This window comes from Lysobacter korlensis, from assembly GCF_042434515.1.
In genome coordinates this window covers 256,958-272,819 of sequence record NZ_JBHLTG010000001.1, presented here as the reverse complement: position 1 = coordinate 272,819, position 15,862 = coordinate 256,958, and the positions used below count along the sequence as shown (strand labels likewise).

The window sequence follows — 15,862 nt, the reverse complement described above, 5'->3', positions numbered from 1 at the left end:
CCTTTTTCGTCTCCGCTGCGACCCACCCATGACCGACCTGCTCGCCGCGCTGCTGCTCGGCATCATCGAAGGCATCACCGAATTCCTGCCGATCTCCAGCACCGGCCATCTGCTGATCGCACAGCACTGGCTCGGCGCGCGGTCGGACCTGTTCAACATCGTGATTCAGGCCGGCGCGATCCTCGCGATCACGCTCGTGTTCCGGCAGCGGCTGTGGGCGCTGGCTACGAACCTGCGCGACCCGGAGAACCGCGACTACCTGTTCAAGATCGCGACCGCGTTCGCGGTGACCGCGCTGGTCGGGCTGCCGGTGCGGCTGGCGGGCTGGGAGCTGCCGGAGACGGTGACGCCGGTCGCGACCGCGCTCGTGGTCGGCGGCATCTGGATGCTGATCGCCGAGCGCGTGGCCGCACGGCGGCCGGAGTCGGCGCGCATCACCTGGACGGTCGCGGTGCTGGTCGGCCTGGCGCAGGTCGTCGCCGGCGTGTTTCCGGGCACCTCGCGCTCGGCCGCGGCGATCTTCATGGCGATGCTCGCCGGCACCGGCCAGCGCTCGGCGGCGACGGAGTTCGTATTCCTTGTCGGCATTCCGACCATGTTCGCCGCCAGCGGCTACGCGCTGCTCGAGCACGTGCTCGAGTCCGGCGGGCGCGGCGAGGCCTGGGGCGAGCTCGGCCTCGCGTTCGTGGCCGCGTCGGCGACCGGTTTCGTCGTCGTCCGCTGGCTGCTGGCCTACGTCAAACGCCACAGCTACACGCCGTTTGCGATCTATCGCATCGTGCTCGGCGGCGCGCTGCTGTTCCTGCTGCCCAGCGGCGGCTGATCCGGGCTGGCGGACCTGCTCACTGGCGGGACGCTCGCGGCGGTTACCCGGCCGCGGGTCAGTGCTTGATCGGTCTGGCTAGCGGCTGGCGAACGCCCGCCACGCGAGCCCGAGCAGCGCCATCCACACCAGCACGATCACGACCGCCGCGCCGCGGCTCACCGGGCGATCGGCGACGGCCTCGGCGCGCGCGCGGGCCTCATCGCGCAGTGCGGGCGGGGTGAGCCGCAGCACGAGCGCGAGCCCGAGCGGAATCAGCACGATGTCGTCGAGCAGGCCGAGCACCGGAATGAAATCCGGGATCAGGTCGATCGGGCTGAGCGCATAGGCGGCGACCGCGAGCGCGACCAGCCGCACCGGCCAAGGCAGCCGCGGGTCGCGCGCAACGAAATACACCGTCAGCGTCTGCCGCTTCAGGGCACGGGCGCGCTCGCGCAGGCGGTCGAGGGCGGTCATTGGACGATGCTGGCCGGGCGGCCGTGGCTGCGGCGTCGTTGCGGCGCGGCGGTCCTTAGCCCTCAGCCCTAGTCGTTAGTCGCAAAGCGCCATGCTTCAGTCGGCTGCGGTCTGCGGTCTGCGGTCTGCGGTCTGCGGTCTGCGGTCTGCGGTCTGCCGTCTGCCGTCTGCCGTCTGCGGCACGACGATACGTCGAACCGGACCGCTGCGGTCCGGCTCGGTGGGTGCGGCGGCCGCGCGGCCAAACCGGTCGAACAGGCGGTCCGGCCGCCGATCACGGCCCCGATCGCTCAGCCAGTCACGCCCGGATGCAGCGAGTAGGTGCCGTAGACCGCGGCCTCCGCAAGCACATGGCCCTGCACCGCGCGCAGCACGTCGGTGCCCTCGAAGCGATCGGGCACGTCGAGCCGCTCGACGTCGAGCGCAAACAGTCGGAAGAAGTAGCGGTGCAGGCGCAGGTCGTTCGGCGGGGGGAACGGGCCGTCGTAGCCGCGCCAGTCACCGGCCATGGACGCGTCGCCCGCAAACCAGCCGGTGTAGCTGTTCAGGCCCTGGCGGCTGCCGGCCGGGCCATCGGGGGCGGCCTTGCCACGCGGCACGACGCCGTCGCTGTATGCGCCCGCGGCGATCTCGCGCACGTCGGCCGGGATGTCGACCATTGCCCAGTGGAAGAATTCCGTGCGCGGCTGGTCGACGGGGATCTCGACGCCTTCCTTGCCGACCATCTCGGCCACCGTCGGCACGTCTGGATCGATCACCAAAAGCGCGAATGACTTCGTGCCGTCCGGGACGTCGTCCCAGCGCAACTGTGGATTGCGATTGGCGGCAAAGCCGACGCCGTCGGCAGTGCGCTGGCCGGCCGCGTACTCGGCCGACAGCCGCTGGCCGTGCTCGAAACTTTCGCTGGTGATGCGCATCGGTGACCTCCGTGGGGGTTGGCAGACGGTACTTGCGGCGGCGTCAGCGGCGCGGCAGGCGCCACTGGCCCGGTGCGTCAGGCGGTGGGATAACCCAGCCGCTGCGCCACCGGCGAGAGCAGCGCGAACGGTTCGGCCAGCGCATCGGCGAATTCGCGCCAATGGCCGGGGGCGAAGCGCGGCGGCCCGAACGCACGGGCGGCGACCGCGCGGATCTCAATGCCGAGCGCCTCGCTCAGCACCCCGGCAACAGCCGTCGGATCCTCCGCGATCGTGTCCATGCGCACGAGCCGGTGCGGGAACAGGTCCGCCTCGTGCAATTCAGCGACCTGTCCGAGCACCTCGGCGAGCCAGCGCGCGCCGGCCAGCGGCGATTCGAGCGCGAATGGTGCCGAGATGCCGTACGCGAGCCAGTCGAGCAGCATGTCGCGCGGATCGCGCAGCGCGATCAGTACCAGCGCCTCGGGCAGGTGCAGGCGCAGCGCCGCCAGCAGCGCGTTGTCCCACCACAGCAGCCAGTCGAACACGTTCGCATCTGCGATCCCGCGTGCGCGCAGCTGGCCGCGCCATTCGCTGATGAACTGCGCGCCATCGAGTTGACCGCTGGCGAGCTCGCTGGCGGTGTCGTAGCGCTGGAACCCATCCTGCGGAGGTTGCGCACCGTAGCGGTCCGTCAGCAGCGGCGCGCCGGCGGCATTGAGCGTCGCCGCGACGCGCTCGACGAGCGAGCCGGGTGCGCCCCACAGCAGCAGCACGGCCGGCGTCGGGTCCGGCAGCGGTGCGAGCGCCGGCAGTTCGGTCACGGGCGGGGCAGGCTGCGGCAGGGCCGGACGCCGCGCGCGCAGCTCCCCCTGCAGTTCGATCCAGGTCGTAAGCGCGGTTTCAGGCCGGCCGGCTGCATCGAACGCGCGTCCGAGCAGCTGTCGCAGGGCATACCTGACCGCATCGTCCTGGGCGCGCTGCAACAGGCGGTTGATGCGCTCGATTGCGGCCTCCGGATCGGTCCGCAACAGCATCTCGATCACGTAGAGCTCCGGCTGCAGCCGTCCGGGCTCGAGCTGGGTGATGCGCAGCGCGAGTGCTTCGGCCTCGTCGCGGTGACCCGACGAGTCGAGCGTGACCATGTGCGCTTCGAGCGCGGGGAGCGAATCGGGCATCGCGGCGCACCAGCGCTCGGCGACGGCGCGTGCGCGGGTGGGATCGGCGGTTTCGACGAGCAGCCGCGCACGCCACAGGTCGCCGTCCTGCGGATGCTCCGCGAGCGACGCATCGAGCGTGCTGCGCGCATCCTCGTCGGCGCGGAGCCGGCGCCAGGCTTCGCCCAGCGCATTCAGCGTGCGGCTGTCGCGCAGTGACGCGAGCGCGGCCTTCAGGTGCGTAAGCGCGGCCGCCGGGCGATTGGCCTGCAATTCGAGTTCGCCCGCAAAGCGGTGCAACTCGGCCGCAGCATCGGGGGCCGCGAGGGCCGGCTTGAGCACCGCGGCCGCCTGCCCGAAGCGTCCCTGCTGGGCCGCGAGCCTGGCGATGAACACGCGCAGCGGAGCCGAATCGGGATCGAACTGCAGCACCACGTGGAACGCCCGCTCGGCATTGTCCAGCTGGCCCTTGGCCAGATAGGCGTGCCCGAGCGCATGGATCAGGGTTGGCTCCAGCGGATGCGCGCGGGCGGCTTCGGTCAGGACCTGAAGCGCGCGGTCCGCGTCGCCCCGGCGCAACGCGAGCGTGCCTTCGAGCGCGGCCACCTGCGGATGCTTCGGTGCGATACGCGCCGCCGTGCGGGCCAGGCGCTGCACCTCGGCCAGGTCGCCCCGGCCTAGCGCGAGGTGGCCCTGCAGGATGTAGCTTGGGAACTGGTTCGGATCGAGCCCGACGCTGCGCGCCAGCGCGGCCTCTGCCTCGTCCACCGCGGGCGTGCTGATCAGCAGGCTGGCACGTTCGAGGTGCGCCTCGGCATCCTCGGGCGCGAGCGCGAGCGCGGCATCGATCGCGGCGATCGCACCGGCCTGGTCGCCGCTCATCTGCAGCGCGCTGCTCAGCACCCGGTGCGCGACCGGATCCCGCGGCTGCTGCGCGACCGCATCCCGAGCCGCCGCCACGGCGGTCGCCGCTTCGCCGCGACGCAGTGCATCGATGATCGATTCGTACATGGGGCACTCAGGCTGGGTTGGGGCGGGAATTGTAGCGACGCCGCTCAGCGCCCCGCGGCCGCCACCAGCCGCGCGGCGACCCAGCGCTCGGCGAACCCGTGCAGGCGCAGGTTTTCGAGAAAGCCGCAGTGCCCGCCCCAACGGGCGATCTCGAGCGTTGCGGTGTCCGGCAGCTGCAGCGCGGCGAAGTCCGCGACCGGTATCACCGGGTCATCAGCGGAGGTCATGATGCTCACCGGCACCCGAAGGCCCGCCAGGCGCGCGCCGCCGATCGAATAGCCGTCGAAATAGCGCTCGAGCGTGCCGAATTCGGTATGACGCTCGACGAGCCAGCGGGTCAGGGCGCGCAGCGGCAGGCCGAGCGTGTGGTCGTCGACCTCGAACCGGCTAGGAAACAGCGCGCGCTTGCGCAGCAGCGAGGCCCGCCACTTGCGCTGGAAATAGCGTTCGTAAACGGGCCAGCCGGCCTCCATCGCGTCCATGGTCCGGGCCGGATCCAGCACCGGGCAGACCGCAGCGGCATGGGCGATCGCAAGCCCGGCCGCCGGCGCACGCAACGCGAGCCGCAACGCAAAGTTGCCGCCGAGCGAGTAGCCGGCAACGCTCATCGGCCGGCAGTTGAAGCGCCGCGCGACTTCGCCCGCCGCGCGCACGACCTCGTCGATGCGGTTGGAGTGGAACAGCTCCTCGTTGAGGTGGTGCGTATCGCCGTGGTCGCGGAAGTTGAGCCGGAACACCTCGAATCCGCGCGCGAGCAACTGCACCGCGGTCAGCCGCATGTAGCTCGAATCGGCGCTGCCTTCCCAGCCGTGCAGCAGCAGCACGAGTCCGCGAGGGGCGACGCCCGGGCGCGCGCTGTGCAGGCCGTGCAGGCGGACTCCGTCGCCGGCGTCGATCAGGTGTTCGGTCGTGACCGCGCCGCTGGCGGCAAGCGCCTGTTCGCCGTGCCGGCGCCGCAGCGGGCTCGAGCCCAGCATCGACTGCAGGTGTGGATTGCGGAGTGGGCGCGGCGGCCGGTAATCGGCCGCGGTCGGCAGCGGGCCGGACGGACGGCCGCGTGTGGTCGCGGCCGCGGCTGCGGCGGCGTGTTCCCCGCTCATCGGTGGCTCAATCGATCGGCTCGGCGGCCACCGCCGCACTGGCCCGTCGCGGTCGTGCAGCGCCGCCCACGGCCGGCCCCAGCGCCGCGACGATGCGTTCGCGGGCGAGCTCGGCGATGCGGCGCCGGCCGTCGGCTTCGCCCGGGCGAATCGGTTCGAGGAAGTGCACCTCGGCCAGCCGCGCCGGCTCGCCGAGCAGGCGCAGGAAGTTGCCGAGGAAATGCTCGCCGCGCGCGAACGCGACGATGGTCTGCGCATTGCCGTGTTCGCCGTAAAGCAGCGCGACCGGCTGCACCGGCACGCCGGCGTCGACCGCGGCAGTGAAGATGCGCGCGTGGAACGGTCCGACCTCGCCGCCGCTGCGCGTGCCGCCTTCCGGGAACACGCCGACCGCGCGGCCCGAGCGCAGGCGGCGGACCATCGTCTCCATCACCCCGCCCAGCGACTCGGTACTGCCGCGGTGGTGGAAGATCGTCTCCCCGCGCGAGGCCATCCAGCCGATCAGCGGCCAGCTGCGGATTTCGCGCTTGGCCACGAAGCCCATCATGCGCTGGCTGTGCAGGATCGGGATGTCGACCCAGCCGACGTGGTTGGCGACGAACATCACCGCGTCCGGCAACGGGGTGCCGATACGACGCAGACGGAAGCCGAAGATGCGCATGAGCCCGGTCGACCACGCGCCGATGACCCGGTGCTCGAGGCGTTCGCCGCCCAGGTTCAGGCCGGCCGTCAGCGGCGTCAGCAGCAACAGCGTCAGCGGCAGGTGCACGAGGCCGTGCCAGAGCAGCATCGGCACGCGGATCAGATAACGCAGGAAGCGGGCGGCCGGCGCGCGAGGCGTTACGGCGGCGCCGGGGGGCGGGGGCGGCGCGGTCATCGGCGGAACGATACCGGAGGGGTGCGGGGGCGGCCAGCGGGCTCGGCCGCAGCGCGCACTTACGGTCAGCAGCGCTGACGCAGCGCGCTTACTGGCGAGCGCGAGAAGTGCCTGGGCAGCTGCGGCGGGCGCGGCCGCGCGCGTGTAGCGCGGGCGCCGTGGCGCCAGAAGCATCGATCCGCTGGGCACGCTTCGGCACTAGGCACTAGGCACTAGGCACCTGGCACCTGGCGCTTGCCGCTTGCCGCTTGGCACCTCGCACTTGGCGCTTACCGCTTCGGCCCTCGGGTAATTGAATCCGGTTGGCAGACACGCGACGCAGTCCGTCGCGAGGCTCACTCAGTCGGCCGCGACCACCGCCAGCGTCAGGCGCGATACACACACCAGCCGGCCACGCGGGTCTTCGATGCGGATCTCCCACACCTGCGTGCGGCCCCCGACATGCAGTGCACGGGCGGTGCCGGTGACGTGGCCGTCGCGCACTGCGCGCAGATGGTTTGCGTTGATCTCGATGCCGACGCAGCGGCGGCCCTCGCCTGTGCAGAGATTGCCGGCCGTGCTGCCCAGCGTCTCGGCGAGCAGCACCGAAGCGCCGCCGTGCAGCAGGCCATAGGGCTGTCGCGTGCGCGCATCGACCGGCATCGTGCCCCGCAGGAAGTCCGGGCCGATCTCTGTGAACACGATGCCGAGCGGCTGCATCGCGGTCTCGTTCGACAGCGCGTTCAGCGCGTCCAGGCTCGGCGGGTTCTTGAAGAGGGGCGTAGGGTCGTTCATGCCGCCACCTTAGCCGAGCGGCCGGCGCGGCCGCGAGCGCGGACACGGCAGTGCAGGGTGGATGCGGCGGGCCGGATGTCAGTTCGCCCTGCGGCCGGGCGTGGGGCGCGGGGGATGGTCCCACGGCGGCCGCCTCACTGGCGCACTCGGCCGTTGGCTCGGCGGCGTTTCGCCGCCGCTTGAGGGGCGTGCCGGGCTCCCGGGCTGCCGGGCTGCCGGGCTGCCGGGCTCAAGCGTTAGGCGACCTTTCCATACCCGGCTCGAAATACAGCCTCGGGCGGCGACACGGCCGCTGTCGGGGCCGTAGCCGGGGGTCTTGTTTCCTCGTGCCACTTGGCTGCTTGGGGCCGGACCGGGACTGCGCCGAAGGACTCGAAACCGACGACCCAAGTCGACCACACTTGAGCAACGTCTCCGGAGTCCGAGTACCGCCGGTGTCGCGCGCGTCTCAGGCTGCGAAGGCGGTCGCCAGCGATATTGCGGTCGCCCGCGCCCGAACGGCCTACAGGATCGGTGCCAGTCCGGCGCCGAACGCGGTGAAGATCCGCGTCGTCAGGCCTTTGAGCCCGAGGCTGACTTCGGGGAAATCGCCAACCGGCCGGTAGCACGCACGGAAGCCGGGCGTATCCGGCGGCACCGGCAGCGGGCATGCGGGCCCCGGCATGAATTCGTAGCTCGTCGCATAGCGCACCGGCCATAGGTCGAACACCGGCAGGTGCTCGGAGACCTTGCCGAGCGAGTAGTCGAGTCCTGACAGCACGGGCGGCTTGTCGCGCGGAGCGATGACCCACGAGTTCGCCGGCGCGATGTCGCGCTCGATGCTTGCGGCCAGTTCGCGTGCGAACGCCGGGTCGCGAATCACGACGGCGCTTTCGGTGTTGTACTCGTCGCCACGCGGATCGAAGTTGTGCGTGCCGACCACGCCCACCTGGCGGTCGATCACCAGCGACTTCGCATGCAGGCCCACGCGCACGCCGGCGCGCCGGAGCGGCACCGGCTCGTTCGCGCGCCGACGCGCATAGCGCAATGCCGCGTATTCGCGCGACAGGTGGCGGTAGCGTTCGCGCTCGGTCGCGCTGCCCTGCGGATGGCGCGGTCGCCGGGCGTGGGGCACACCGGCCGGCTGCGATGCGGGCAAGGCCACGCCGGTCGCGGCGAGGTCGACCGGCGCATCGAGCGGGAACGGCTTGTATTCGTAGATCGTGAAGCCGAAATCGCGCAGGTAGCGACGCTTGTACTTGTACGACAGCGCGTAAACGATGAACGCATCGGTCGATGCGAGGCTGTTCGTGGAGATGATCACGCGGGGCGGATCGGCGCGCTCCTGCATCTCGCGGAACATCTGCTGCGCGGGCTTGGAAAGCACGAGATATGGTGTCTGCAGCATCACTTCCTCGCGCGCCGACTCGATCAACGTGCGCAGCGATTCCGACGCCGCGGCGTGTTCGTGGCCTTCGCCCTCGTGCTTGTCGGGCGGGTCGGAGACGTAGCGCACCTCGCCGACCGGCAACGCGCGGTCGGCCAGCCGCTGCTGCACCAGCGCCTCATCGCCCGCATCCACGCGCATCGCCTCGGCGCGCTGGGGCTGCTCGAACTGCGCCGGGTGCAACGTCGGCACGCCCTCGCGCAACACGCGCCGGCCGATATCGATCAGGCGCTCGACCGGCACGCTGCGGCGATCGTTCCAGAACGCGTCGAACTCCACGTCCATCACGCGCGCGGTCGGCCCGGCAACCAGCACGTCGCGGTCGCGGAAGTTGTACTCCGGGTCCCAGTCGTAATACTCGTCCTGGTAGTTGCGCCCGCCGCTGATGCCGACCGCGCCATCGACGAGCAGCAGCTTGGTGTGCATGCGCTGGTTGAGCCCGCGCCAGCAGCAGGCGGCGGCGAGCACGTACTGCGGATAGCTGGTGCGTGCGCGCTGCAGCACCGGGTTGTACAGGCGCACTTCGAAGTTCGCATGCGCGGCTGCAAGCGCGGTGAGCGTATCGACGTGTCGCAGCGCGGCCAGCTGGTCGATCAGCACGCGCACGCGCACGCCCCGGCGCGCTGCCGCGATCAGCTCGTCGAGCACGAGCCGGCCGGCATCGTCTTCATCGAAGATGTAGGTCTGCAGTTCGATCGCCGTGGTCGCGCTGCGGATCAGGTTGATGCGCGCGAGCAGCGCATCGGTGCCGCGATCGAGCAGCAGCGCATAGTGCCGCGGCGTTTCGGGCGTGGATTGCGCGAACGCTTCCGCGGCAAGCGCGCGCAACGGCGAAGGCTGCGCGCAGGCATCGGCACGGTCGCAGTCGACCTGTTGTGGGCGCGCTTCGAGTACAAGCCGCGCCGCGTGTTCGCGCTGGGCGGGCGTAAGCGTGGCACAGGCAGGCAGCAGGGCGATCAGCGACGCGAGCGCAAGACGTTGCAGCAGACTCATGAACCCTTGGCGTGGCGCACGCGCAAAGTGAAGTGGACCCGGTTGCCGAGCATCATCTGCAGGCCGTCGAGGCCGTAATCGTCGCGCTGGACGGTGCCGTGCGCAATGACGTCGCAGTCATGGCCCGGGCGTGCGCAGGCCGAAGGTTCGACCTGGAAGGTTTCCTCGCGGCTGACGCCGTGTAGCGTCAGCGTGCCGCCCAGCGGCCCGCCGCGCTCGAGCAGCTCCGGAGCGAACGCGGTGGACACGAACGTGATCTGCGGATGGCGCTCGGCGTCGAAAAAGCGCGGCCCGCGCGCGAGCTGCGTGTAACGCGGCGAGGCCAGGATTTCGACCGATCCGGTTGCGAGCACGACATGGACGCGGTGGCGACCGTCGGCAAGGCGCTCGACGGTGGCCTCGCGCTCGGGAAACGTGCCGGCGACGCGCTGGCCCCAGCGCGTACGCAGCTGGAACGAGACTGCGGTTTCAACAGGATCGGCCTGGGCGGCGAGCGCGTCGCCCGCAAGCAGTCCCAGCCCGAGCAGTACGGCGCATGCGCTCCGGATCACGGCCACCAGAACGCGCTGAGCTTCGCGATGCCGGGCTCGATCTCGGCGTCGGCCGGCAGACTCAGCACCGCGATGCCTGCTGGCGGCATGCCGCGGTAGTCGCCGCTCTGGCCGCTGTGCATCAGCGCCGCGAGTTGCTCCAGGCCCGGGTTGTGGCCGACCAGCATCAACCGGCCGATATGCACGTGCGCGTCGGCCAGCGCGATCAGCGTGCCGGGCGTCGCTTCGTAGATCGCCGGTTCCAGCCGTTGCTCGACGTAGCCGATCGTGCCGAGCACGGCCTCGAGTGTTTCGCGCGTGCGCCGCGCGGGCGAGCACAGCACGCAGTCAGGGACCTTGCCCTGCTCGGCCAGCCAGCGCCCTGCGGCCTCGGCTTCGGCAACGCCCTCGGGCGCCAGGCTGCGGTCGAGGTCGGCCTGGCCGGTGCGGGCCGGTTCGGCATGGGCGTGGCGCAGCAGGATCAATTCGCGCATCGGAACCTCGCTTCGGGAAATCGGGACAGGGGCGCAGGCCGCGCCTGCGACCGCGTTGCGGCGGCGGGGCTCAACGGTCGATCCAGTCGAGCAGCGGCTGCCAGTCGGCCTGGTGGTCGCGCACGTTCGCCGAGTGGTAATCGAACAGGCTCTTGCCGAGCGCGCTCATCAGCACATATGCCTGGCTGTCGCGCAGCTGCGCGACGAGCGGATACGGCCAGCTCTGCAGCAGTTCGACGGTCTGCTGGCTCGCCTGTGTCCAGGGCTTGAGCTTGTTGCCGACCAGGCCCACGCGCAGATCGCCACGGCGCACGCGCGGATGCACCGCGAGCGAATCGAGAAACGTCACCGTCGCCTCGATGTCGAGCGTCGACGGCGGCACCGGTGCCACCAGCACATCGGCCTGCTCGAGCGCGGTCGCGAGCCCGTCGGCCATCGCGCCGGCAGGCGCATCGACCACGACATAGCCGGTGTCCACCGGCAGACGGTCCGGCCAGTTGCGGCGGCCGGCCCCGTCGATCCCGAGCACCGGGCTGGTCATCTGCAGGCGGCGCTGCGCCCAGCGCATCGACGAGTGCTGCGGGTCGAGGTCGACCAGCGCGGTATTGCGCCCGTTGAGCGCCGCATATGCGGCCAGGTGGGTGGCCACCGTGGTCTTGCCGACCCCGCCTTTCGATCCGGCGACCAGCACGGTCCTCATCGCGTCCTCTCCGCCCCAGCGTTCGACGCGAGCCTACACCGCACATGCGCAGCAGGTCATCACGGCTCAGCCACGCGGGGGGCATCCTGCCGCGTGGCCCGCCGCGCGATCAGTAACCGGCTGCGTGGCCGTCCTTGCGCGATTCGCTGGCGGCGATGTAGCCGCCTTCGGGGTTGACCATGATCGCCTGGTAGCCGCCGAACGGGCCGTCGGCGAACTTCACCGTGTGGCCCTTGCGCATCAGCGCGCGGATCGTCTCGTACGGAAAGCCGGTTTCCAGTTCCAGCACGCCACCGTCGGTCATCGCGGTGTTCTGCCCCGCGGGCTCGGTCGAGCCGTCGTGGTGGATGCGCGGCGCGTCGCCGGCTTCCTGCAGGTTCATGCCGAAGTCGACGAGGTTGACGATGATCTGCGCATGGCCCTGCGGCTGCATCGCGCCGCCCATCAGGCCAAAGCTCATCCAGGGCTTGCCGTTCTTCGTGGCGAACGCCGGGATGATCGTGTGGAACGGACGCTTGCCGGGCGCGTAGGTGTTCGCGTGACCGGGCTTGAGGACGAACTGCTCGCCGCGGTCCTGGAAGATGAAGCCGAGTCCCGGCGGCGCCATGCCGCTGCCCATGCCGCGGTAGTTCGACTGGATCAGCGAGACCATCATTCCGCGGTCGTCGGCGACGGTCATGTAGATCGTGTCGCCTTCATTGAGCTCGGGAATCACGCCCGGCTCGACCGCGTTCGCGGCGCGGTCGGGCGAGATCAGCTTGCCGCGCTCGCGGGCGTACTCCTTCGAGATCAACCGCGCGACCGGCGCCTGGTAGAAGTCCGGGTCCGCATACGACGCCGCGCGATCGGCGAACGCGAGTTTTTTCGCCTCGGTGAACAGGTGCACATGCTCGGGGCTGCCGAAGCCGTACTTCTTCAGGTCATAGGGCTCGAGCAGGTTGAGGATCTGCAGCGCGGCGATGCCCTGCCCGTTCGGCGGCAGCTCCCAGATGTCGACGCCGCGGTAACTGGCGCTGACCGGTTCGACCCAGTTGCCGCGGTGCGCGGCGAGATCCTCATACGACAGGAAGCCGCCGTTGGCCTTGAAGTACGCATCGATCGTGCGTGCGATGTCGCCCTTGTAGAACGCGTCGCGCCCGCCCTTGGCGATCTTTTCCAGCGTGTTGGCGAGGTTCGGGTTCTTCCACATCTCGCCCACGCGCGGCGCGCGCTTGCCGTCGACAGTGAACTGCTCAGAAAAGCCCGGCCACTTGGACAGGCGCGGCACCGAGCGATCCCAGTAGTACGCGATGACCTCGTGCACCGGGTGGCCTTCGCGCGCGTAGCGGATCGCGGGCGCGAGGTTCTGCGCCATCGGCTGGCGCCCGAACTTCTCGTGCAGCGCGAACCACCCATCGACCGTGCCCGGCACCGTGACCGGCAGCGGTCCATGGGCCGGAATGTCGGTCAGCCCGCGGCGCTGGAACTCGGCGAGCGTCAGCGATTTCGGCGAGCGGCCCGAGCCGTTGTAGCCGTAGAGCTTTTTGGTCTTCGGATCCCACACGATCGCGAACAGGTCGCCGCCGATGCCGTTGCCGGTCGGCTCCATAAGGCCGAGCGCGGCGTTTGCGGCAATCGCGGCATCGACCGCGCTACCGCCGCCCTTCATCACGTCGAGCGCGACCTGTGTCGCAAGCGGATGCGAGGTGGCCGCGATGGCATTCGGCGCGTAGACCTCGCTGCGGGTCGCGAACGGCTCACCGGTGACGCGGTCGGCAGCATGGGCTTTGCCGGCGAACGTGCTGGCGAACGCGAGTGCGACCCCGAGCGTGAGCGCGGCGGGCGGAACAAGGGCGGTAGGCAGTCGGCGCATGGGAGGCTCGCGGCGTAAAAACCCGAGTCTGCCGCGGCTTTCGCGTCGATGCACGGCGCGGGCGCCCGCAGGCGCGTATCCGTTCAGTCCGGCCTACAAGCGGCCAGAAAACGAAAAAACCCGGCGGGCGCCGGGCTTTTTCGCGGAGCGGGTCGATCACTCGCCCGGCTTGAAGCTGATCGTGCGCCGCGTGGTGACCGGCGCATCGACCGGCTGGAACCTCCAGCGCTTGACCGCGTTGACCGCCTCGCGGTCGAACACGCGCGGCGGGTTCGCGCGCACGACGCGTGCGTCCAGCACCGAACCATCAGGCGCGACGGTGAACTCGACCTGCACCTCGCCGGACTGGCCCGAGCGCAATGCTTCGCTCGGGAAGCGCGGCGCCGGCGTCGACAGTGCACGCAGTTCGGTCGATGCAGCCGGCTGCGCGGCGGCGGTACGGGCCTGGGCGGTGCGCTGCTCGGCCGCGCGCTGCTCGGCGGCGCGCTGTTCGGCCGCACGCTGGTCCGCGGCCTGCTGCTGCTCGGCAGCGCGCTGCTCGGCCGCCCGGCGGTCGGCTGCCTGCTGCTGGCTCTGCGAGGCCTGCTGGGTGGCGAGCTGGCGCGCGGCTTCCTGCTGCTGACGCTGCTGGTCGGCGATGCGCTGCTTTTCAACCTCGGCCTGCTTGAGCGCTTCCTGCTCGGCGCTGAGCTTCTGCTCCTCGGCGCGCTTGGCCGCAGTCGCCTGCTGGGTGACGATGCTCGTCTTCAGGCGGCCGAGTGCGGGATGCTGCGGGTCGGCCTTCTCGAGCAGCGCTGACAGACGCTGGGCCTCGGCGAAGTCGTCGCGGCTGACGCTCTGCTCGATCGCGATCACGGTCATCGGCAGCAGGTCGGTCAGTGCGCTCGACACCGCCGCATCACCCGGCTGCTTGTCGCGCAGCGCGAGGTAGTACTCGACCGCGTTGTTGCCACCCGGCGCGTACAACCGGTTCTCGCGGTAGGCCGTGCTCGCCGCTTCGCGCAGCTGCTCGGGGGTCATCGCGGCAACCTGCGCCGAGACCGCGTTCTCGGCCGTGACCACCGGGGCCGCCTTGCCTGCCGCCTGCGTGGCGGTCGGTGCGGCTTCATCGCTGCCGCAGCCGGCCAGCGCCACGCCGAGCGCCAATGCCAGCGTCAGGTTGGACACAATCGCCCGGCGACGCATCGCCGTGGTCTGGATTTGCACAGTCATCACCACTCTCCCCAGAGGTACCGCGCTTTCGAAGCGCATATGCGTTAGGACGCGACAGGGCCGCACGTTTGTCAAGCGCCGCAAAGCGCGCGCGGCCACCGCGTTTTGATCTGTGACCGCGGTCAGGTGCATTCAGCAAAATTGCGGCAGAAGTTGACGCGGGTCGGCGGGCGACGCGCGTCATTTGCCGATGCAGAAGCTCGAAAAAATGTAGCCGAGCAGGTCATCCGCGCGAACCCGTCCGGTGATTTCGCCCAGAGCTTCGTGGGCCTGCCGCAACGACTCGGCGCACAGGTCCAGCAACTCGTGATCGAGCTGAGCGCGCGCGTCAGCGAGTGCTTCGGCCGCACGTCGCAGTGCATCGACGTGGCGCGCGCGTGCAGTGAACGCGCCCTCGTCCGCATCGGCAGCGCCGGCAAGCGCGGTGAAGCGGGCATGCAGCGTCTGCAGCCCGTTGCCGGTCAGTGCAGAGACAAACACCGTATCGGGCTCCGCGCCGGTCGGCGCCGCGCCCAGCAGGTCGGCCTTGTTGTGCACCCACAGCCGCTGCGGCACGCAGGCGACCGCCGCATCGACCGCTGCCTTTCCGGCCGCCGGGGCTCGTGCGTCGAGGACGACAATCGCAAGGTCCGCCCGCTCGAGCTCGGCGCGCGCGCGGCGCATGCCTTCACGCTCGATCGCATCGCCGCCCTCGCGCAGGCCGGCCGTGTCGACCAGCTTCAACTCGACGCCGCCGATACGCACGGTTTCGTGCAGCAGGTCGCGCGTGGTGCCGGCGACGTCGGTCACGATCGCACGGTCGCTACCGGCCAGCGCGTTGAGCAGCGAACTCTTGCCCGCGTTCGGCGGGCCCACGATCACGGCATGCAACCCGTCGCGCAGCCGCCGGCCGCGCTCGGCAGCGCCCTGCAGCGCGTGCAGATCGCCTGCGAGCGCATCTAAGCCCGCGCGCAATTGCGCGCCGCCGAGCGTGTCGATCGGCTCGTCCGAAAAATCGATCGTCGCCTCGACGTGGATGCGCACGTTCAACAGCGCATCGGCGAGCGCGTCCACGCGCGTGGAGAACTCGCCATCGAGCGCGCGCCGGGCCGCACGGGCAGCGCGCAGATCGCTTGCCGCGATCAGGTCGGCGACCGCTTCGGCCTGGGCCAGGTCGAGCCGCCCTTCAAGGAACGCGCGCTCGCTGAACTCGCCGGGCCGCGCATGCCGCGCACCAAGCGCGACGCAGCGGGCGAGCAGCCATTGCAGCACCGCGGGGCTGCCGTGTGCCTGCAGCTCGACCACGTCCTCGCCGGTGTAGCTCGCAGGCGCCGCGAAGTACAGCGCGATGCCGTCATCGATCGTGCTGCCGTCGGCATCGGCGAAGCGCACGTGGTGCGCGTGGCGCGGGCGGAGCAGGCGGCCGCAAAGCGTGCGTGCGATCGCCGCTGCCTGCGGGCCCGACAGACGCACGATGCCGACGCCGCCTGCACCGGCGGCGGTCGCGATTGCGGCGATCGTGTCGCGGTCATGCATTCGATGGTCCTCCCGGGCGCGGCGCATGATGCCTGAGCGGGGGGCA

The 15,862-nt window shown here is 70.6% G+C and carries 13 protein-coding genes and 1 pseudogene; 1 reads left to right on the top strand and 13 read right to left on the bottom strand.

Annotation, left to right across the window (positions count from 1 at the left end; genetic code table 11):
• The first annotated feature begins 28 nt into the window (after positions 1 to 28).
• Positions 29 to 823, top strand: coding sequence for an undecaprenyl-diphosphate phosphatase (locus ACFFGH_RS01215; protein ID WP_386664127.1), 795 nt, complete (start codon positions 29 to 31; stop codon positions 821 to 823).
• Positions 824 to 901: 78 nt separating this feature from the next.
• Here the strand turns inward: ACFFGH_RS01215 and ACFFGH_RS01210 are convergent, their stop codons facing one another.
• The 13 genes and pseudogenes from ACFFGH_RS01210 to mnmE form a co-directional block, all read right to left on the bottom strand.
• Positions 902 to 1,279 (bottom strand): YkvA family protein, encoded by a 378-nt coding sequence (locus ACFFGH_RS01210; protein ID WP_386664125.1) that lies wholly within the window; start codon positions 1,277 to 1,279, stop codon positions 902 to 904.
• A gap of 290 nt (positions 1,280 to 1,569) precedes the next feature.
• The gene (locus ACFFGH_RS01205; RefSeq protein ID WP_386664124.1) at positions 1,570 to 2,196 is read right to left on the bottom strand and encodes a YbhB/YbcL family Raf kinase inhibitor-like protein; all 627 of its coding nucleotides are present in this window, start codon (positions 2,194 to 2,196) and stop codon (positions 1,570 to 1,572) included.
• A 77-nt stretch (positions 2,197 to 2,273) separates the two neighbouring features.
• Positions 2,274 to 4,343 (bottom strand): tetratricopeptide repeat protein, encoded by a 2,070-nt coding sequence (locus ACFFGH_RS01200; protein WP_386664122.1) that lies wholly within the window; start codon positions 4,341 to 4,343, stop codon positions 2,274 to 2,276.
• 44 nt (positions 4,344 to 4,387) lie between these two features.
• Positions 4,388 to 5,320: a YheT family hydrolase gene (locus ACFFGH_RS01195; RefSeq protein WP_386667275.1), complete on the bottom strand. Its 933-nt coding sequence runs from the start codon at positions 5,318 to 5,320 to the stop codon at positions 4,388 to 4,390.
• Positions 5,321 to 5,522: 202 nt separating this feature from the next.
• Positions 5,523 to 6,320 (bottom strand): annotated as a pseudogene (locus tag ACFFGH_RS01190) (lysophospholipid acyltransferase family protein); the annotation flags it as partial.
• Positions 6,321 to 6,659: 339 nt separating this feature from the next.
• Positions 6,660 to 7,094 (bottom strand): hotdog fold thioesterase, encoded by a 435-nt coding sequence (locus ACFFGH_RS01185; RefSeq protein WP_386664121.1) that lies wholly within the window; start codon positions 7,092 to 7,094, stop codon positions 6,660 to 6,662.
• A gap of 502 nt (positions 7,095 to 7,596) precedes the next feature.
• The gene (locus tag ACFFGH_RS01180) at positions 7,597 to 9,513 is read right to left on the bottom strand and encodes a phospholipase D family protein (protein WP_386664120.1); all 1,917 of its coding nucleotides are present in this window, start codon (positions 9,511 to 9,513) and stop codon (positions 7,597 to 7,599) included.
• Positions 9,510 to 10,070 (bottom strand): YceI family protein, encoded by a 561-nt coding sequence (locus tag ACFFGH_RS01175; RefSeq protein WP_386664119.1) that lies wholly within the window; start codon positions 10,068 to 10,070, stop codon positions 9,510 to 9,512. The genes ACFFGH_RS01180 and ACFFGH_RS01175 overlap by 4 nt, the downstream gene beginning before the upstream one ends.
• Positions 10,061 to 10,537 (bottom strand): SixA phosphatase family protein, encoded by a 477-nt coding sequence (locus ACFFGH_RS01170; RefSeq protein WP_386664118.1) that lies wholly within the window; start codon positions 10,535 to 10,537, stop codon positions 10,061 to 10,063. The genes ACFFGH_RS01175 and ACFFGH_RS01170 overlap by 10 nt, the downstream gene beginning before the upstream one ends.
• 70 nt (positions 10,538 to 10,607) lie before the next feature.
• The gene (locus tag ACFFGH_RS01165) at positions 10,608 to 11,237 is read right to left on the bottom strand and encodes a ParA family protein (RefSeq protein ID WP_386664117.1); all 630 of its coding nucleotides are present in this window, start codon (positions 11,235 to 11,237) and stop codon (positions 10,608 to 10,610) included.
• 109 nt (positions 11,238 to 11,346) lie between these two features.
• Positions 11,347 to 13,089, bottom strand: a complete 1,743-nt coding sequence (gene ggt / locus ACFFGH_RS01160; protein WP_386664116.1) for a gamma-glutamyltransferase — start codon at positions 13,087 to 13,089, stop codon at positions 11,347 to 11,349.
• Positions 13,090 to 13,245: 156 nt separating this feature from the next.
• The gene (locus tag ACFFGH_RS01155; protein ID WP_386667273.1) at positions 13,246 to 14,274 is read right to left on the bottom strand and encodes an energy transducer TonB; all 1,029 of its coding nucleotides are present in this window, start codon (positions 14,272 to 14,274) and stop codon (positions 13,246 to 13,248) included.
• Positions 14,275 to 14,481: 207 nt separating this feature from the next.
• On the bottom strand, positions 14,482 to 15,816 hold the full coding sequence (gene mnmE / locus ACFFGH_RS01150; protein WP_386664115.1) for a tRNA uridine-5-carboxymethylaminomethyl(34) synthesis GTPase MnmE: 1,335 nt from the start codon (positions 15,814 to 15,816) through the stop codon (positions 14,482 to 14,484).
• Positions 15,817 to 15,862 lie beyond the last annotated feature (46 nt).